Here is an 18,726-nt window from a genome sequence, read left to right as displayed (position 1 = left end):
AGAGATTTTTATGAGCCAACCACTGGCCATTATCATCTCGCTGGTCGCGGGCTATTTCCTGGGTTCTTTTCCCAGCGCCTATATCATGGGGCGGCTGCGCAAAGGCATAGATATCCGCACTGTGGGCAGCCGCAACATGGGCGCCATGAACAGCATCTACAACATCGGCTTCATTTACGGTGTTATCGTGCTGGCACTCGACCTGGGCAAAGGCGCCGCCGCCGTAGCCATGGCGCACTGGCTCGGACGCGATTTCGACATTCCATGGTGGATATATATCGAGATGGCCGCCGGCGTGGCATCAGTGCTGGGCCACAAATTTCCCATCTGGCTCAAATTCAAGGGCGGCAAGGGCGGCGCCACCGTCATAGGCGCTGTTCTGTATTTCATTCCCTGGGGATATCCTATAGGCTTCGCCATCTTCCTCGTGCTACTGGCGCTTACGCGCGTACCTACCATCAGTTACGGCCTGGCCATGCTCAGCTTCCCGTTCATCGCCTGGCTTATCTACCACAACGGGCGTTACGTCATCTTTTCCGCTGTGCTCATGCTTATCCCGTTCCTCAGCTACATTCCAAGGTTAGTAGAGATGAGGAAAAAAGGCGGAAGCTGGAAACGCGTCTTCGCCAGGAAGAGCATCAAAGACAGGTTCTAGACTGTCAGTAACTGTATCCAGACATTAGCTGAATCATCCTCATTAAACAGAAAGGGCGTACTTCTCAAAGTACGCCCTTTACTATAAGAGTGGCTATATCTTCGTTAAGCAGACGTTGTCGTAGCCTGCGGCGTCACAATTTCTATCCTTACCGCTTTCAGACTGTTCGAGAGGTATGAGGCGGTAGCAGTGCTGCCAGCCGGTAACGCGGCCAGGTCCGCGAGTGTAACCTCTTTCTCATCCAGGATAATAACAGTCTGCGGTGTGACACCTAAGACGATGGGCTGGGTCTGACCTGTGGGCAGGATGGAGATAGTCGACGCTTGAGCATCCACGGCGCTCACCACGCCGCTAAGCGAAGCAAGCTCGTTGGAGCTCTTATTGGTGATGGTCAGCTTGACCACGGGTTTGACCATGACCTTGCCCGAGCCGGTGACATTGACGCTTTTCTTAGCGTCGAAATCCAGCTCGACATCGGTGGTCTCACCGGCAATGACATCGAACGGGCGGATAAATTTGAGTTCGCCACTGGGCAAGGTGGCTTCCTGCAGCGCCCCGCCTCCCAGCGCTACTTCCACTTTAGTTAAGACCAGCCTGATTTGCGTATATCTGCCGGCCTGAAGTTGAGCGGTTCCCAGTAGTTCGTCGATGCCCTGCAACTTGAGCAGGTCGAACGGGTTGGGCCCGCTGACGGGGATGGTAATCCATTGTCCTCCCGCTTCCCCGGAAGATGTTGGCGGGGGCGTGCCGGTCGTTGTCGTGGATGTCGTCGTGGCCGTGGATGTGGCCGTTGTCGTTGTGGCAGTAGTTGTTGCGGCCGTGGTGGTAGAGGTAATTGTCGACGTCGGCACGGTAGTTGTTTCCGTGCTTGCCATATGTACGTTTATGCTGGAAACCGTGACCATGATACTGGTCACCTCATTTTTGGGCGGAGCGTCGGTCACCAGTATATTGACGTATCCCTTACCCGCGGCCGGAGCGCCGGATGTCGTGCTAGTAGTTGCCGTTCCGGGGGAACTTGCGCACCCGGCCAATAGCAATGCCAACACGGCCAGGGCAGTGAATATAACCGAGATCTTTTTCATGACATTTTCCTCCTTGTTAAAAACTCAATAATGATAACGGGAGAGACCGTCAAAATGTCAGGTGGCTGGTTTAAGATTTGTGGAAAATCTTCTGTTTACGACGACTCATAACCGTAATATAGTCGAGGAAACATAAAGAAGTTATAAAATAACTAACCCAATTTATCAAATTTATCTTAAATATTTATCTTTACCTACTTGGTGATTTGCCTTTATCCAGCGCTGTTCCTGAGACCGGGCTGGAACCCGCGCCGCTTTCGTCTACCTGCGGTTTGAGCATATAGCGCAGGCCGTTTTTGGGGTTGCCGCTGGCCGTTACGGTAAGATCGAAGATGAAGCTGGTGGTGCTGTCACTGCTAATATTGAAAGCGCTGTTTATCTGTATCTTTTTTCCGGGCAGTTTGATATCAACCGCCTTTCCTGTAGACTTGAGCACGCCCTGGACATCGGAAACATAAATGAACACTTTGGAATACTTCCCTTCCGGCATATCGCCGCGCCAGATGGCCTGCGTCTTTTCACCCGGCAACAACGTCAGGTCGATTGTCCTGACCTCCGGGACAAACTCGATCCAGCCTGAACCGGTCAACAACCCTACTTTGTCGATAGTTATTTCCAGGCTCTTAAAATCAGCGATAGCATTGACCGCATCGCTGATGAGGAAGATGAAATTACCTCCGGAACTTGTGACTGGTATGGAGACTGGTATATATGGGGATGTCCCGGGTTGCTGCGTATTATATCCAATAATGGCGGCTATCAGCACCGCTGCCGTGGCTACCAGCGCCGCCGGCCAGTAGGCCAGCCGGGATAAAAACGAGCGTTCGGTCTTGCCAGACATCTCTGACCTGGCGCGATAAAAGCGCTGCCGGGCTTCGGCCTTAGCCTCCGCGCCTGGTTCAAAAGTATTGATTTTTTTAACTCTGGACACAGCCAGGAGCGCCGGGCGCAGCTCATCCGCCTGTCGCGGGTAGGCAGCCAGGCAATCCTCCATCGTCTCACCCCAAGCGAGATGGTCGAGACAATCATCCAGAATTAAATCGATGTCTTTCATTTTATGTCGCTATTCCACAAGTAGTTGCCTGAGCCGGGCAATGGCCGAGCTCTGCATCTCGCGCACGGCGCCGTCGCTCTTACCCATGACGGCCGCTACCTCTTTCGAGCTTAACTCGGCCAGAAAGCGCAGCCTTATCACTTCCTGCTGCGCCGGGCTGAGGGCTTTCATAGCCTGGTTGACCCTCGCCATTTCGAGACGTGACTCTGCCAGCAGCGCAGGGTTGACATCCGAAGGCAAATCGATGTCATCAAGCGGCACCGAACGTCCCTTGGACTTTTGCCTCAGAAAGTCCACCACCAGATTGTGAGCGATACGAAAAAGCCAGGCGCTCATGGGCAACCCGCGTTCGCGATAAGAAGGCAACGCCTTCAGAGCCTTCAGAAACGTCTCGCCCGCGATGTCTTCGGCTGACGCCCTGTCTCCGATACGCACATAGGCATACCGCGAGATTTTATCGTAGAACTGCTCGTACATGCCGCACAACTCGGCTTCTTTTTCTTTTAGAGTTTCGGCGCTCATTCGATGGCCCTCAAAGACTATAACCAGTATACCATCAGCGCCGAAGCCAACCAATTTCACACTGTTATAACGATAAACCAGGACAGATGTCAGCCTACCGGAAATCACAAGTTGAACTCGAGCTTAAACCGGGTTGTAAACAAAAAGAGAGTCGAGACAATCTCGACTCTCTTTTTGTATGTTAAGTTATGCGCGAGTGGTTCGAGGCTATTTCTTAAACCTCTCCTGTGCTTCTTTTATTTCCCTCAAGGCCGCATCCAACCCCTCCCAGCCCTCAATCCCCGTCTTCTTCTCTTCGAGGTCCTTATAAACCCTGAAGAAGTGCTCTATTTCTTTGAGGAGGTGCGGCGGCACATCGTCCAGCGTCTCGATATGGTTCCACATCGGGTCGCCCAGAGGAATACAGAGGATTTTGGCATCGGGGCCATGCTCGTCGCGCATGCGAAAGAGGCCGATAGGCCGAGCCTCTATCATGCAGCCGGGGAAGGTGGCCTCCCATACCAGCACCAGCGCGTCCAGCGGGTCGCCGTCTTCAGCCAACGTATCGGTTATGAAGCCATAGTCGCTGGGGTAGTGCATGGCCGAAAAAAGCATGCGGTCGAACTTGATGACCTTGCGTTTACTGTCGTACTCGTACTTGTTGCGGCTGCCCTTGGGTATCTCCACCATGACGTTGACCGAGGGCACGTTGTGCTTCGATGCCGCCACGTTAAGATTCGCTCCCGCTCTCCGTAGCGGCAAGTTCCACCGTCGGAGGCGTAGATTTCGCTTTGCGCACGCGGTAGGCTATCAGTGAGAAGCAGATGATGGCCACGATAATGCCGATAACCTGAGCTTCTTCCAACCCGAAGGCAAAAGGCGTGCCCACGCGCAGGAAACCGATGCCGATACGCCATAAAGAGTACATGCCCAGATAGAACATGAACTGCACCCCGTCCGGCTTGAACTTGCTGCGGAATACCATTATCACGGCAAACAAGGCTAGCAGGAACAGTAATTCATAAAATTGCGTCGGCTGTACCGGAAAGCTGATGGGGGCAAAAGACTCCGGATTGGTATATACGATGTTGAAAGGAGAGCCAATCAACTCTTTGCCGTAACAGCAGCCGTTGAAAAGGCAACCCACCCTTCCCAGCACCTGCGCCAGTATAATTCCCGGGGTGATGACATCCACCAGATAACTGTAGTTCAGCTTGTTGAGGCGGCTGTAAACCCAGACGCCGAGCGCCGCCCCGAGTATGGCGCCGTAGATGGTGAGCCCCGACCCGCCGATGATGCGCAGAGGCTGCGAAAAGTAGTAATTGATATTGCTCGAACCATCCACGACATGCAGCAGGCGGGCGAAGACTATGCCTGAGGGTATGCCTACAAGAGCCCCACCCAGCAGGTGGTCGTAAGAAAGTTTAGCGCCGCGCCTTATCTGGTTGTATGTCCAGAGGATGAGCACCATCACGCCCAGCGCCATCATGACGCCGTACCAGCGCACCTCCATCCCACCGATGTGCCACAGGACAGGGCTGACATTGATTTCTATAGCATTCATAATTGCTCCAGGGGATCAGATTCTATGATTGTTTCAGGAATTACCAGCAATTATACAATAGATCGGCATTTGCTGCTGTGACGCCCGTCACGAATGTGACATCGCATAAAAGTAGTTCATTGTCCTCGGTCAGATGATCTTGCGTATAATTAGTAAGCTGAAAATAATACCCGCAAATGATAGCCCGATAGGGATGCCGACAGCCCATGCAAGATAATTGGGGATTAATGAAAATGGATACAGAGTTCCCTCTATGCCAGTCAAAATGGATAGCCCGAGTAAGATAGCCAAAGCTAATAGAAAGGCCGTAAGATAGAACCGTGGTCGTATAATAATCCTAGTTCTTTTAACTTCTTCAGCTATCAATTTACTATTGTCTGAAATTATTGAACTAGCAATATTATCTAGGAGAACGCTTTCAGCGGGAAACTCGCATTCTTCTCCTGTGTTTGGTTGCTCAGCTATCATTATTGCTACAAGAAAAGAAAACGTTTCGTGCATGTTCAATATAAAAGCTTCTGGACGTTTGTGATAGTCCTCCCACATATCGACAGCAGCACGTCTGCTCAGCTTGCTAATTCGATTTAATGGCTTGGTCTGCCCAACAGTTAGGAATCTGCCAAATATCAGACGCAAACGATACTGGTCTGATAAGTTTTTAATTACCCAGAATCTCCCCAACTTTACAAAAATCGCCTTGTTTACTTTGTTTTTCTTGTTTCCTTCAACCCATTCGACATATTTACCATACGCAGAGTCTAAGACAGACACGGCAGGGATCCCTTTTGTAGATCCAGCAAGAAATTGGAGATAAGAATATATTTTGCTTCTTAGTTGTTGTTCTTGTTCCGTGACACGGCTCCAACGCAATGAAACAGCAGCGATTAGAAGCCCAAATATGGCAGCAGTAGCTTGCACTTGGGCACTTAAAGCCCATTTGGCACTTTCTACCGTCACATACTTCAGCCACCATAAAACCCAAAAGACGCCAATGACATATAATACCCAGGTAATAGCGTAAAGAAACGCCATTCCCTCTGTTGGATTTATCTCACGTCTGTCCAATTTCTCCTTAATAATTGCTCTGATTCTCACGTAAACCCTCCTTCAGTTACAACTAGTGGTGGCCGATTTCTTTATTACAAGAAGTCAATAATCCTTCGAGGAGAACTTGCGCCGCCCGCTTGTCCAGCGGCTTGTTGTTATTGCCGCACTTGGGCGACTGGATGCAGCTAGGGCAGCCGTCCTGGCAGGGACACTCGCTTATGGCCGCCAGCGTCGCCTGCCACAGCTCGCGAACCATCTCAAAGCCCTTCTCTGCAATGCCCACACCGCCGGGATAGGCGTCGTAGATGAATATCTGGGCTTTGCCTGTATCCGGGTGCAGCGGCGTGGAGAGGCCACCGATGTCGTTGCGGTCGCACATAGCGAAAAGGGGCAGCATGCCGATGGCGGTGTGCTCGGCTCCGTGTATGCCTCCGGCGAAATCCAGTCCTTCTTTAGCGATGCGGCTCATCGCCTCCTGCGGCAGGTCGAACCACAGCGACACAGTGCGGAAGCGCTGCGTGGGGAGGTCCAGCGGCTCTTCACCCAGCACTTCTTCGGTGAACTGCACCTTTTTCTTGAAGCTGATGACATCCATGCTCACTTCGACCTCGCCCAGACAAACCTTGAGCGAGTCGAAGAATTTCTCTTTATGTATGCTCAGGATGCGCACGTCGGTCAAATCCCTGGCGACTGTATAGTAGGCCGCCACGGAGGACTCGACCTTGATGGTCTTTGATGCTAGGTCGAACTCTGTCACCAGGTAGCCTTCACCCTGGTGCAGATAAATTGCTCCCAGATGAGCCTGCAAAAAGGCGTGCGAGATTTCCAGCGTCTCCAATAGCTTGCCCGTTTTGCCGTCCAGCAGTGAGAAATGGTCACCGGAGGCCGAGCGTATGCTAACGTCACCCGCGGGATAAGCCAGCGCCGGCGATAGAAAAAAGCGTCCACGACGCTCTTTCAGTAAGCCTTCAGCCACCAACCCCTCGACCTCCTGCCGCATTGTCTCGCCGAAGAACTCCTGGTCTCCTTTGGTGAGCGCCATCTCCCAGGCGGCGCACAGCAGGTGGCTGCGCAGGATGTGGTGGTTCTCGGGGTTTACCAGCGCGTTCTCGAAACTCCTGCCGAAAAAGAACTCCGGCTGGCGCATGAGATACTGGTCGAGCGGGTTGTCCAGCCCGATGAGAAAGGAGAGCGAGCGGGTATCGCGCCTTCCGCTGCGCCCAGCCTGTTGCCAGGTGCTGGCAATGGTGCCGGGATAGCCGGTGAGCACGGTGGCGTCCAGGTCGCCGATATCCACTCCCAGCTCAAGGGCATTGGTGGCCACCACGCCGGTAAGCGCCCCGCAGGAAAGCTCGCGCTCTATCTGCCGTCTTTCCTCCGGGAGATACCCGGCGCGGTAGGTCTTGACACGCGAAACGTAAGACGGCGCTATTTCGCTCAGCCGGTCGCGGGCATAGTTGGCCAGAAGCTCCGACAGTCGCCGCGTGCGCGTGAAGCAGATGGAGCGTACGCCTTCGCTCACGAGCTGCGAGAAGAGATTGGTCGCTTCGCTGTTGGCGCTGCGCCGCGTACCCTTGACCGCATCGATAAGCGGCGGGTTCCAGAAAATAAAGTCCTTGCCGCCTTTGGGCGAGCCGTCATCGGTGACCACCTCAAAAGGAATGCCGGTGAGGTTACAGGCGTGTTCTTCGGAATTATCTATCGTAGCCGAACTGAGTATAAACTGGGGATTGCCCCCGTATGCCTGGCACAGCCGTCTGAGTCTGCGCAACACCAGCGCCACATTGGAGCCGAAAACGCCTCTGTAGGCGTGGGCTTCGTCTACAATAACGAACCTGAGATTCCGCCACAGCCTGGCCCAGGAAGCGTGGTTGGGCAGCATGCTGACGTGCAGCATGTCCGGGTTGGTGAGGATTAAACGGGCGCGTCGGCGGATAGCCGGTCTTTCCGGCCCGGGCGTATCCCCGTCGAAAGTGTCAAATTCATCAGGTCTGAGAATGGATGGGCTAAAAAGGTGCTTTATCTTGCCGAGCTGGTCCTGTGAGAGGGCCTTGGTGGGAAAAAGGAATATGGCGCAGCTCCTGGGGTCTTCCAGCGACGCCTGCATCACAGGTAGGTTGTAGCACATGCTCTTGCCGCTGGCGCTTGAGGTGGAAATCATGACGTTTTGGCCGCGCCGTATGCGGTTGATGGCCTCGGCCTGGTGGGAATAAAGCCGTCCCAGCCTGTGCAGTTCGAGGATGGATTGAAGGCGGGGGTCGAGGGGAGTTTCGAGGTCACCGTAGCGGGCGGCACGCGGTGGCACGTCGTGGCTATGGCATATCTGGCCGTCGTAGAAGGTCTGCCGCTTGAGCCGGGTTAAAAAGTCCGCCGTATCGAACATACGCCTAAAGAGGGATAATCTCTATCTCGTAGTCGAAGAACTCCATCTCGAAGCGCCCGCACTCCACCAGGTTGACCGCCTTGGAGAGCACTTCATTAGTGAAGCGCTGGTCGTTGCTCACGACGCAAATGGCGATGGTGGCGAGTTGCCAAAGGTCGTTGTCGGCCACCTCCGCAACGGAAACATTGAAGCGGTTGCGCAGTTGGGCAATGATGGATTTAAGCACCTGGCGCTTGCCTTTGAGAGATAGGTTCTCCGGCAGACGCAAATGAATTTTGAGAATGCCTATATTCATAAGGTGAAAAATCTAGGAGGAAATATATATTATTATAGCAGATGGAGGGACGAGCGAATACAAAGGTGTGTACAGAGAAAAAAGTACTAGGTTGCTCTCTTTCGCTAAAGGGAGAGAAATCCTCCTCCTCTCCCATCGAAGATTAGAATATGCCTGATTTACCCTCATGCCCTTAGCCCTTTGTAATTTACACTCATACCTGTCTTATGTTATAATTTGCAGATTAAAAGATAAGATAAATGGGAGAATAAGTTGTTAGACCTACAGAAGAAGACAGAACTCATCAAGAAACACGGGCGCCACGAGGGAGACTCCGGTTCAACCGAGGTGCAGGTAGCGCTGCTCACCGCGCGCATCAAAGAGTTGACCCGGCACATGACCGCCTTCGGCCATGACTTCCATTCCAAGCGCAGCTTGCTTCGTCTTGTCGGACAGCGCAGACGGTTGCTGGCCTACCTGAGCAAGGAAGACATCAACCGCTACAAGAAGCTCATCAAAGCTCTAGGCCTGCGCAAATAACTTCCCGAACATCTGAATAATCGACAAGGAGGAAGCAAATGGCACAACCGTTTGCAGTTGAGACCACTATCGGTGGCCGTAAGCTCAGCATCGAGACGGGCAAGCTGGCCGGCCAGGCCGATGCCGCCGTCACGCTGCGTTATGGAGACACGGTAGTACTGGTAACCACCTGCGTCAACCCCCAGCCTCGCGAGGGGGTTGATTTTTTACCCCTGACCGTTGACTATGAAGAGCGGCTCTACGCCGCGGGCAAGATCCCGGGCGGCTTCATACGCCGCGAGGGCCGCCCCAGCGAGGAAGCCACGCTCACCAGCCGCCTGACCGACAGGCCGCTCCGGCCGCTGCTGCCCAAGACATGGCGGCGCGAGATACAGGTCATCATCACCGTGCTGTCCGCCGACCAAGAGAACGACCCGGATACTCTGGCCATCCTGGGCGGCTCGTGCGCGCTAGGCATGTCGTCGGTGCCTTTCGAGGGCCCGGTGGGAGCCTGCCATGTTGGCTATATCGACGGGCAATTCGTGGTCAATCCCACGCTCCCCGACATGGAAAAGAGCACCATTGACCTGGTGGTGGCCAGCACTAAAAAGGCCGTAGTCATGATAGAGGCCGGCGCTAAAGAGGTGTCCGAGGAAATCGCCGCGCAGGCCATCCGCTTCGCCCATCAGGCCAATCAAGAACTCATAGCCCTGCAGGAACAGATGATTGCGGCTGTCGGCAAGGCCAAAGAAGATGCTCCCAAATCCGAACCGAACGCGGAGCTTATCGCGGCTGTCGAACGCATCATCGCGGGCAGGCTGCCCGGTGCTCTCAACCACCCCTACAAAGAACAGAGAGACCCCGGCCTGAACAACCTCAAGAAAGAACTGCTGGAGGACCTTGGAGAAAAATTCAGCAGCGCTGATATTCTGGCAGTTTACGATAACGCCATCCGCGCCGAACTCAGGAATAACATACTCAAAAACGGGCGGCGCACCAGCGGCCGCAATCTGACACAGATCCGCCCGCTTTCCTGCGAGGTGGGGCTGCTGCCACGCGTGCATGGCTCGGGACTCTTTAACCGCGGCGAGACTCAGGCGCTCACCATCACTACTCTGGGCAGCATGCGCGACGAACAGAAGCTCGACGGGCTGGGCATTGCCGATACCAAACGTTTCATGCACCACTATAACTTCCCGCCCTTCTCCACCGGCGAGACCAAGCGCGTGGGCACCCCGGGACGTCGCGAGATAGGGCATGGAGCCCTGGCCGAAAGGGCGCTGGCGCCGGTCATCCCGCCCGAAGCGGACTTCCCCTATACCATCCGCCTCGTTTCCGAGATTATGAGCTCCAGCGGCTCAACCTCAATGGCTTCGGTTTGCGCCTCCACGCTATCTCTGATGGACGCCGGCATACCCATCAAAGCGCCGGTAGCAGGCATTTCGATGGGCCTCGTGACAGGCGAGAACGGCGAGTACGCCGTGCTTACCGACATCGAGGGCATTGAAGACAACTACGGCGACATGGACTATAAGGTGGCCGGCACGGCAGTGGGCATCACTGCGCTGCAACTCGATATCAAGCTCAAGGGCGTCAGCCTGGAGATACTCGAAAAAGCCATGTACCAGAGCCGCGAGACACGCCTGTTCATACTGGAGACGATGCGAAGTACAATCGCTCAGAGCCGGGCTGACCTTTCCAAGTACGCCCCGCGCATGTACAAGATGGTCATCGACCAGGAAAAGATAGGCACGGTCATCGGTCCCGGCGGCAAGACCATCCGCGCCATCACCGATGAGTCCAAGGCCACGGTGGATATCGCCCCCGATGGTACCGTAATAATCGGCGCCATCGATGAAGGCTCGGCCAAGAAGGCCATGAAGATGATCGAGGACCTGACCCGCGAGATCAAGGTGGGCGAGATATTTACCGGCAAGGTTGTGCGCATCATGAATTTCGGCGCATTTGTTGAGCTCCTGCCCGGCAAGGACGGCATGGTGCACGTCTCGGAACTGGCCGACCGCCGCGTGGACAAAGTTGAAGACGTAGTCAAGATAGGCGACCAGATACAGGTCAAGGTTATCGAAATTGATAACCAGGGACGCATCAACCTTTCGAGGCGCGTCCTCTTGGCTCCCGCTGAAGGCGGCGCAGCTGAAAACAGTGGTGCTCCTCCATCCCGTCCGCAGGGCGGGCGCCCGCCATACCGGCCACGCTAAATAAACAATCAGGCGAGGAAATGCCATGTCTAAAATAAGAGTCATGGTAAACGGCGCCTCAGGCAAGATGGGGCAGACGGTGATTGCCGCGCTCTCCCAAGAGCCTGATATGGAAATCGTGGGAGGCGTTGATATCTCAGCGCCCGCTGACAGTATCACGCTATCCGGCGGTCATTCTGTTCCGCTTTCAAAAGACCTCGACAGCCTGCTCGACGCCGTCAAACCCGACGTGGTGGTCGATTTCAGCACGGCCAAAGCCATTCTGCCGCTGGCGCGCGCCACTTTTAAGCACGGCGTGCGGCTGGTCAGCGGAACGACCGGTCTCTCCCAAGCCGAACTTGCCGAGATCGACACGCTGGCTAAACAGCATAAAGTGGGGGCCATCGTGGCATCCAACTTCGCTATCGGCGCTATCGTCATGATGCACCTGGCGAAAATTTCAGCCAGATATTTCGACTCCGCCGAGATCATCGAAGAACATCACCAGCACAAGCTGGACGCACCATCGGGGACGGCTCTCTCCACCGCCCGGGCCATGGTGTCATCTCGCGGCAAGCCTTTCGTAACGCCAGAGCAGAAAGAAGGCGTGCAGGAGAGCCGCGGCCAGAAACTGGACGGCATCGCCATCCACAGCGTCAGGCTGCCGGGCATCGTCGCCCGCCAGGAGGTGCTGCTGGGCGGCATGGGGCAGACGCTCAGTATCAAGCACGACGCCATCAGCCGCGACTGCTATATGCCGGGCGTCATGCTGGCAGTAAGAGAGGTATCCAAACACACCGGCCTGATTTTCGGGCTTGATACTCTACTAAAGCTTTAGGAGGGCACATGAACGGATACAGGGTGGCCATCGTGGGCGCCACCGGGCTTGTCGGGGGAGAGTTTATCAAGGTCCTCGAGCAGCGTGGCTTCCCGGTGCGCACCATGCAGCTTTTCGCCTCGGACCGCTCGGCCGGCAAGAAGCTCTACTTCGACCACCAGGAGTACGAGGTCAAAGAGACCTCGCCAGACTCCTTCCGCGACGTGGATATCGCCCTCTTTTCGGCCGGAGCGGACATCAGCCGCTATTTTTCACCCATCGCTGCAAGAGCTGGCGCCGTGGTGATTGACAACAGCTCGGCCTTCCGCATGGAAGACGACGTGCCGCTGGTTGTCCCCGAAGTGAACGCCGAAGATATCAAAAAGCACAAGGGCATCATCGCCAATCCCAACTGCTCCACCATCCAGATGGTGACCGCCCTTTACCCGTTGCACAAAATCAACCCCATCAAGCGCATCGTGGTGACCACCTTTCAGTCAGTTTCCGGCACCGGCTCAGCGGCCATCGAAGAGCTGACGGCGCAAAGCAAGGCGGTTCTGGGCGGACAGAGCGTAGTGCCGCACGTATACCCTCACCAGATAGCCTTTAACACACTGCCTCATATTGATGTCTTTCTGGACAACGCCTACACCAAAGAGGAATGGAAGATGGTTGAGGAAACGCGCAAGATAATGCATGCCGAAGACATCCTGGTATCGGCCACCTGCGTGCGCGTACCCGTTTTCACCAGCCACAGCGAAGCGGTCAACGTGGAGTTCACCAACTCCATCTCCCCCGACGATGCCAGGCGCATACTGGTCCAAGCGCCGGGCGTGCGAGTGCTGGACGACCCCGCCATCAGTCTCTATCCGCATCCCTGGATGGCCGTCGGCACGGATGATACCTTCGTGGGGCGTATCCGCCGCGACGTCTCGCAGAGCAACAGCCTGGTCATGTGGATCGTGGCCGATAACATACGCAAGGGCGCGGCCCTCAACGCCGTGCAAATCGCCGAAGAGATGATACGGCGCGAATGGCTTAAACCGGGAGGTTAATATGAAAAGCGGCAAAGAGTTAGGCCGTCTCATCACGGCCATGGTGACACCGTTCGATTCTCATGGCGCCGTGGACTACGAGCAGGCCCGAAAGCTGGCCAAAGCGCTGATAGATTCCGGCAGCGACGGCATCGTGGTGGTGGGCACCACCGGTGAATCGCCCACCGTCACCTGGGAAGAAGAGCACCGTCTCTTCCGCGAGATTGAGTCGGTTATAGGCAAGAGCGGGGCGGTCATCGCCGGCACCGGCTCAAACTCCACAGAGGAAGCCCGCGAAAATACCATCCGCGCAGAAGAATGGGGTGTGGACGCCTGCCTGCTGGTGGTACCCTATTACAACAAGCCCACGCAGGAAGGGCTTTACCAGCACTTCAAGACCATCGCCGAGAGCACTGCGCTGCCCTGCATCCTCTACAACGTGCCTTCGCGCACGGTCACCAGCCTTGCGTCCGACACGGTTATCCGCCTGAGCAAGATAAAAAACATCGTGGGGCTCAAAGAAGCTTCCGGCGACATGGACCACACCGCCCGCGTCATCCGCGGCGTGGGCGAAATACGCGACGATTTCGTGGTGTGGAGCGGCAATGACGGCGACACCCTGCCCATGATGGCACTCGGCGCTTACGGCGTCATCAGCGTGGCCTCGCACCTGGTGGGCAAACAGATAAAAGAGATGATAGAGAGCTTCACCTCAGGGAATACCGCCAGGGCGGCTGAAATTCACCGTGACCTGGTGCCGCTGTTCAAGGACCTTTTTATCGTTTCCAATCCCATCCCGGTGAAGTACGCCCTCAACCACGTGGGCTTCCGGGTCGGCGGGGTGAGACTGCCACTAACTGAGCCGGATAAAAAGTCCGCCGACATCATCGTCAACACATTGAATAAGTACCACATTGATATAACAATATGAGGGGTGAATAAATATTAGCTTACATTAGATTGTTTAGATTGTTTACACAGTCTGTTTACCCAGTCATTTAACAAATGAGCCTGTGTTGTACTTAATTTAAGATTAAATTTATTGCCGGATGTTGGTCCTATTCCTATACGAAGTTCAATAAATCCTTCTAAATCTACGGGTCCGGGCGGATCATAAAGTACGTATTCTGTGATAATAGGCTCTTTTGTTTTCAGAACTAGAAGCTGTGTGTCTATATCTATTTCTTTATCATCTTTGAGATCTGCTTGCAATTTTATCTTAAGCGATTCCATTCTACTTTGCATATCCCCATTTTCATTGATCACATATACATAAAATTTCTTTTTTTTGATGTTAAGCTTTACCGTATCATAGAATTCGCCAAAATCGTTATCAAGGTTAGGAGTAATAACTCTTATATGATTAGCGTCACGCTCCCTTGACTCCAGTGCCTCATTATTTACGAACATAGTAGATGGTATTAGCTCAGATTTGGCTTTGCTCAGGAGACTAATATCTGAATTGAGATCTTTAGTAACCTCTTGTAGAACCTTTACGTTTTCATTAAGCTGATCGATTCTATTTTGAAACCAATTCTTAATAAAAAGGAGAGAAATAACGGTAACTAATATTCCCTCTACTGCAAGTATTAAAATGAAATTGATTAAAAGGTTAAAGTTCAAGCCCTCGGCCGACCTCCCAATTAATACAGCAGCCAATGTAATTATTACAGCAAAAAGGCTAACAAGTAGAGCCCCTATTTCATTTTTCCCCTTATTCTCCATCTTCGAACCGCCTTATCTGCCGCTCATGCAATACATTATCTTTTGTAATTCCAAGTTCTTTACATATTCCCATAAATGTTTGGGATAAATCCTTATCTCTGCATGAAAACAAATCTACTGCAGCTATGCCTACATCAGAATAAGAGTGCACAGAAAAATGACTTGAGTCCAACAAGAGAAAGGCTGTTAAGCCAGGCTGTTTTGGCGGTTTGAATATATGTGAATTGCTAGCAACAATTTCAAGCCCTAGTTCCTGGCTTGCATTTATAAATGCCTTAAGCCAACCTGGGGCATCTAAACAAAGGGCTTCATCAAGATTTACTAAATCCGCGATGAGGTGTCTTCCGGCAATCTTCGTTTTTGACACGATTACCCCTTTCATTGTACATAATAATATAGCACTAATGTCAATACGTGTGGTCCTTCCATCAACATCTAGGCAAGGGATCTTCTGCGCAATCGGGTCTTATATCGAAATGACTAGCCATTATCGCGCTCATCCGCTATCTTTAGACTAGAATCCTCTAAGTATGTCCCTTATCATAATGACAATCACAAATTTATGAGAGAATGACTATTTTAAGCGTACATGCAAATAATCTCGTTCCAATAGATGCCTCACTTATTTTGTCGGCTTCTTTCACCTGCCAGCGCGCCTTCGCCGATGATCCCATGACGGCATATCTCATTCCAGATGAGAAAAAACGTACCAACCTGCGCTATGCCTTCGAGATGGTCTTGCGCATCGCCGCTCAAGGCGGGGCTGAGGCCTACACGACTTCTCCGCTATGCGAAGGGGTAGCCATCTGGATGCCCGCCGGGGCCAAGCAGACGCCTTGGTATGCTCCTGCAGGCGGGATACCCGCTTTTGCCGCTACGCTGCGGCTGGCGCTATCTCCTGCTGGACGGCAGGAGCCTGGCCTACTGCGAAAAACTCAAGAAAAAGTACGCCCCGGCGCGTCACTGCTATCTGGCCGCCCTCGCCGTAAACCCTCTACACCAGGGGAAGGGCTTTGCCAGTTTACTTCTCAAACCAATGCTGGCGAAACTCGACGCCGATAAGATGCCGTGCTACGTCGAAACGCAGAACATGAAAAACGTTGCCATGTACCAGCACTTCGGCTTCAAGCAGGTGCATGAGACCTGCATGCCGGGCGGCAATTATCCGCTTTACTTGATGTTACGCGGAATCTGAGCTCCTAAGTTTTTAATCCTCGGTTTGCTACCTCGTCGGTTTCTTTATTTCATACTTTGCCATTACCATCCTTTTATTCAATTCTAGCGCTTAGGAAAGTAATTCACGGCTATTAGACTCTCTATATCTCTTTTTATTTACCTATTCCTCACGTTTATATTTGCTTATATCCGTTGTGATGCGTACTCTTACGGAGTAGAATACTCGCAACCTGTTTTAACGCGATAATAAAAAGGAGGGGTAAAGCAAGTGATTGACTACCAGGCTGCTCCCACGCCTCCCGTAAAAAAGACGGGTGGCAACCCGCTCATGCTCATTGTCTCGGGCGTTCTCGCAGTAGTGCTCATTGCCGTGGGCGTGTTATACGTCATGGAAATGGGCAAATTGAAAAAGGCTAACGATAACATCGCCAGCCTTGAAACCAACGTCACCAGCCTCGAAGGGCAACTGGCAACGGAGAAAGCCAGCGTTGCCTCTCTCCAGACGCAACTGGCCGCGGAGAAGGCCAATGTCGCCACCTTGCAGACGCAGCTTGCTACGGCCAAATCCGACCTCACGGCATCCCAGGCAAAAGTTACTAGTCTGACCGCCGAACTGGCTACCGCAAACGGTAAAGTAACGACTTTGACCGCCGACCTGGCGACAGCTAACGGCAAAGTCACCACAACTCAGGCCAGTTTGGACAAAGCCAATCTAGATTTGGCTGCTGCTTTGGTCACAAATACCACGCAGGCGGCTACTATCAAAACAATTCAATATCCAAGGCATTTTAATTCATATGCCGAGTTAACCAACTTTCTAGCTCAAGACGATACGAATACAAATCCCGCATATTCAGGATCTGCAAATATCAAAGCCTACATCCTGGAAGTCAAAGCGCTGAGGGCTGGTTTCATATTACCGGCTTATATCACATGGGATACTTACTATATATATCTCAACAACATCGCTCTCGTGGGTGACAGTCTCTACAAAGTCACCCCGTCCACCGATGCGGTAACATACCAAGTAGCTTTTGCAACCGCACCTCCTTCTTATCCGATACCATTGCCATAACTCCGTTGTAAAAAGTTTTTTTGGGGGGGGGGGTAAAAGACTTATTATTACCCCCCCATTTCCTTTACGTTATGGTAACAATCGATTGCGTTGATATATTATGTGTACTAAAATGCAACAAATATGGAGATTCTAAAACTGGTGGTTGAATTTATCAAAGAGCATCACCCAGCCGCAGGGGCATTGATAAAAGACTATACCAGGTTTATCCTGAGCGCAGACGGGAAACGACTGCAAGGATATAGTAGCGCGGTATTTACCGGAGACAATTGGAACATCAGCATTGGGCACGCAGTAACACCGTTAACCATTTATCAAGTAAAGGCAGATTACAACAATGGCGAAATCGTGTGGACCGGTCAAGTTATAAACGGGCAGGTAGAGGAAAAAGGTTATGGGAAATTTTTTCCGGAATAAATGGTTGCGCCGTAAACCCAACCGCGGACGGAGGCCTAATACTCCAATAATCGGTCTTTTTAACAGACTCCGCCTGATCGCTTTATCATTTCTGATCGTTTCTAGCTTCGTTCCATCTCATAGTTATATCTATGCAGCATCTTCCCCCACCCATCCCGTGATGAGGTTCACCGCCGAAGAGCGGAAGCAGCAAAACGAAATGGCGTTGAATGCCCCCCTTGCCGTTATAGATGAAGAAATCAGGAAATTTCTCGAAACCAAACTGGACGGGAGCGCGCTGAATTTGCTCTCACGCATATCGTACGTGCCACAGGAGCGCGATCAGGGCCTCAATGGCTCGTGCTGGGTATGGACAAGCACCGGGATTATGGAGATCGCGCTTAACGTTCAGAGCGGTGTAGGTGTAAAGGAACGCCTTTCGATACAGTACCTCATGTCTAATTACAACGGCGGTTCAGGCCCCAACTGGGCCGGCAACGGCGGCACTGCCATAGCCTTTGCCAACTTCTATAATGCCAAGAAAATGGTAATCCCCTGGTCAAACTTGAATGCGAACTACCAGGACCACAATAGCACTTCGGGCACGAGGGTGCCGGCCAGCTCGATCTCAACCACTCCCAATTACGCGTTGACCTACGTCGGCGTCTCACGTATTCCAACCTATGGAATAAGCAATGAGTCAGCGATACTTAATATCAAGACCATCTTGAATCAGAACAAAGGCATATATTTTGGATTTTATCTGGCCAATGCCACTGACTGGACACAATTCCATAGTTTTTGGAATACACAGCCGGAATCAGCCCTGTGGAGCGGCGGTTATTCCGCTGGCAAGGTGTGGGACGACGTTACGGGGGGCGGCCACGCTGTTCTATGCGTGGGATACAATGACAGCGACCCCGATCCCAGCAAGCACTATTGGATCATGCTGAACAGCTGGGGAGCTACCTCCGGACGGCCCAATGGCCTGTTCCGTATCCCCATGGAGTACAACTACAGCGTTGCCGATTCGACCGGAGACTATACCACAGCGTGGTGGACCATCACCCCGACTTATGCGGCGGTGGTGCCCATGATCCCAAAGCAGGCGTCGCTGCCTTCATTGCCATCGACTTTTACTAACCCCAAAGACCCGTCTCCGTGCATCTGGTAATCAATAGATCACCAAACCTGGCTGTATGCAAACAACCATGGAATAAGTG

Annotated in this window: 20 protein-coding genes; 10 read left to right on the top strand and 10 right to left on the bottom strand. The window is 52.9% G+C overall.

Translation table 11 applies throughout. The features are described from left to right. The first annotated feature begins 10 nt into the window (after nt 1-10). Nucleotides 11-655 (top strand): hypothetical protein, encoded by a 645-nt coding sequence (locus tag C4542_07605; GenBank protein ID RJO60989.1) that lies wholly within the window; start codon nt 11-13, stop codon nt 653-655. A 104-nt stretch (nt 656-759) separates the two neighbouring features. Here the strand turns inward: C4542_07605 and C4542_07600 are convergent, their stop codons facing one another. The 8 genes from C4542_07600 to C4542_07565 all read right to left on the bottom strand — a co-directional run bounded on the left by C4542_07600 (nt 760) and on the right by C4542_07565 (nt 8,584). Continuing rightward, on the bottom strand, nt 760-1,740 hold the full coding sequence (locus C4542_07600; protein ID RJO60988.1) for a DUF4382 domain-containing protein: 981 nt from the start codon (nt 1,738-1,740) through the stop codon (nt 760-762). A gap of 190 nt (nt 1,741-1,930) precedes the next feature. Beyond that, nucleotides 1,931-2,794: a DUF4382 domain-containing protein gene (locus C4542_07595; GenBank protein ID RJO60987.1), complete on the bottom strand. Its 864-nt coding sequence runs from the start codon at nt 2,792-2,794 to the stop codon at nt 1,931-1,933. 9 nt (nt 2,795-2,803) lie between these two features. Next, nucleotides 2,804-3,316, bottom strand: a complete 513-nt coding sequence (locus C4542_07590; GenBank protein ID RJO60986.1) for a sigma-70 family RNA polymerase sigma factor — start codon at nt 3,314-3,316, stop codon at nt 2,804-2,806. 207 nt (nt 3,317-3,523) lie between these two features. Next, nucleotides 3,524-3,985: an inorganic diphosphatase gene (locus tag C4542_07585; GenBank protein ID RJO60998.1), complete on the bottom strand. Its 462-nt coding sequence runs from the start codon at nt 3,983-3,985 to the stop codon at nt 3,524-3,526. A gap of 40 nt (nt 3,986-4,025) precedes the next feature. Next, the gene (locus tag C4542_07580; protein RJO60985.1) at nt 4,026-4,859 is read right to left on the bottom strand and encodes a prolipoprotein diacylglyceryl transferase; all 834 of its coding nucleotides are present in this window, start codon (nt 4,857-4,859) and stop codon (nt 4,026-4,028) included. 129 nt (nt 4,860-4,988) lie between these two features. Next, nucleotides 4,989-5,954, bottom strand: coding sequence for a hypothetical protein (locus C4542_07575; protein RJO60984.1), 966 nt, complete (start codon nt 5,952-5,954; stop codon nt 4,989-4,991). 22 nt (nt 5,955-5,976) lie between these two features. Beyond that, on the bottom strand, nt 5,977-8,289 hold the full coding sequence (locus C4542_07570; GenBank protein RJO60983.1) for a DUF1998 domain-containing protein: 2,313 nt from the start codon (nt 8,287-8,289) through the stop codon (nt 5,977-5,979). Between the two features lie 4 nt (nt 8,290-8,293). Further along, nucleotides 8,294-8,584, bottom strand: coding sequence for a DUF503 domain-containing protein (locus C4542_07565; protein ID RJO60982.1), 291 nt, complete (start codon nt 8,582-8,584; stop codon nt 8,294-8,296). A gap of 252 nt (nt 8,585-8,836) precedes the next feature. Here C4542_07565 and C4542_07560 point away from each other — a divergent pair, with 252 nt between their 5' ends. Genes C4542_07560 through dapA form a run of 5 tightly spaced genes read left to right on the top strand, consistent with a single transcriptional unit; the run spans nt 8,837 to nt 14,062 of the window. Continuing rightward, nucleotides 8,837-9,103, top strand: coding sequence for a 30S ribosomal protein S15 (locus C4542_07560; GenBank protein ID RJO60981.1), 267 nt, complete (start codon nt 8,837-8,839; stop codon nt 9,101-9,103). Nucleotides 9,104-9,141: 38 nt separating this feature from the next. After that, on the top strand, nt 9,142-11,301 hold the full coding sequence (locus tag C4542_07555; protein RJO60980.1) for a polyribonucleotide nucleotidyltransferase: 2,160 nt from the start codon (nt 9,142-9,144) through the stop codon (nt 11,299-11,301). A gap of 25 nt (nt 11,302-11,326) precedes the next feature. Continuing rightward, the gene (locus C4542_07550) at nt 11,327-12,118 is read left to right on the top strand and encodes a 4-hydroxy-tetrahydrodipicolinate reductase (protein ID RJO60979.1); all 792 of its coding nucleotides are present in this window, start codon (nt 11,327-11,329) and stop codon (nt 12,116-12,118) included. Nucleotides 12,119-12,126: 8 nt separating this feature from the next. Further along, nucleotides 12,127-13,152 (top strand): aspartate-semialdehyde dehydrogenase, encoded by a 1,026-nt coding sequence (locus C4542_07545; GenBank protein ID RJO60978.1) that lies wholly within the window; start codon nt 12,127-12,129, stop codon nt 13,150-13,152. 1 nt (nt 13,153) lies between these two features. Beyond that, nucleotides 13,154-14,062 (top strand): 4-hydroxy-tetrahydrodipicolinate synthase, encoded by a 909-nt coding sequence (dapA, locus tag C4542_07540; protein ID RJO60977.1) that lies wholly within the window; start codon nt 13,154-13,156, stop codon nt 14,060-14,062. Between the two features lie 14 nt (nt 14,063-14,076). Here dapA and C4542_07535 read toward each other — a convergent pair whose 3' ends face one another. Together C4542_07535 and C4542_07530 are read right to left on the bottom strand one after the other, a co-directional pair. After that, nucleotides 14,077-14,856 (bottom strand): hypothetical protein, encoded by a 780-nt coding sequence (locus C4542_07535; GenBank protein ID RJO60976.1) that lies wholly within the window; start codon nt 14,854-14,856, stop codon nt 14,077-14,079. Beyond that, nucleotides 14,846-15,238, bottom strand: a complete 393-nt coding sequence (locus C4542_07530) for a hypothetical protein (protein ID RJO60975.1) — start codon at nt 15,236-15,238, stop codon at nt 14,846-14,848. Before C4542_07530 ends, C4542_07535 begins: the two co-directional genes overlap by 11 nt. A gap of 459 nt (nt 15,239-15,697) precedes the next feature. Between C4542_07530 and C4542_07525 the strand changes: the two genes are divergently transcribed. The 4 genes from C4542_07525 (at nt 15,698) to C4542_07510 (ending at nt 18,677) form a co-directional block, all read left to right on the top strand. Then, complete coding sequence (locus tag C4542_07525) at nt 15,698-16,051, top strand: GNAT family N-acetyltransferase (protein RJO60974.1); 354 nt, start codon at nt 15,698-15,700, stop codon at nt 16,049-16,051. A gap of 249 nt (nt 16,052-16,300) precedes the next feature. Beyond that, complete coding sequence (locus tag C4542_07520; GenBank protein ID RJO60973.1) at nt 16,301-17,107, top strand: hypothetical protein; 807 nt, start codon at nt 16,301-16,303, stop codon at nt 17,105-17,107. A gap of 123 nt (nt 17,108-17,230) precedes the next feature. Next, complete coding sequence (locus C4542_07515) at nt 17,231-17,524, top strand: hypothetical protein (protein ID RJO60972.1); 294 nt, start codon at nt 17,231-17,233, stop codon at nt 17,522-17,524. After that, on the top strand, nt 17,502-18,677 hold the full coding sequence (locus tag C4542_07510) for a hypothetical protein (GenBank protein ID RJO60971.1): 1,176 nt from the start codon (nt 17,502-17,504) through the stop codon (nt 18,675-18,677). The genes C4542_07515 and C4542_07510 overlap by 23 nt, the downstream gene beginning before the upstream one ends. The last annotated feature ends 49 nt before the right edge of the window (nt 18,678-18,726 follow it).

This window comes from Dehalococcoidia bacterium (assembly GCA_003597995.1).
Lineage (GTDB): Bacteria > Chloroflexota > Dehalococcoidia > Dehalococcoidales > UBA1222 > SURF-27.
This window is presented reverse-complemented; position numbering and strand designations above follow the sequence as displayed.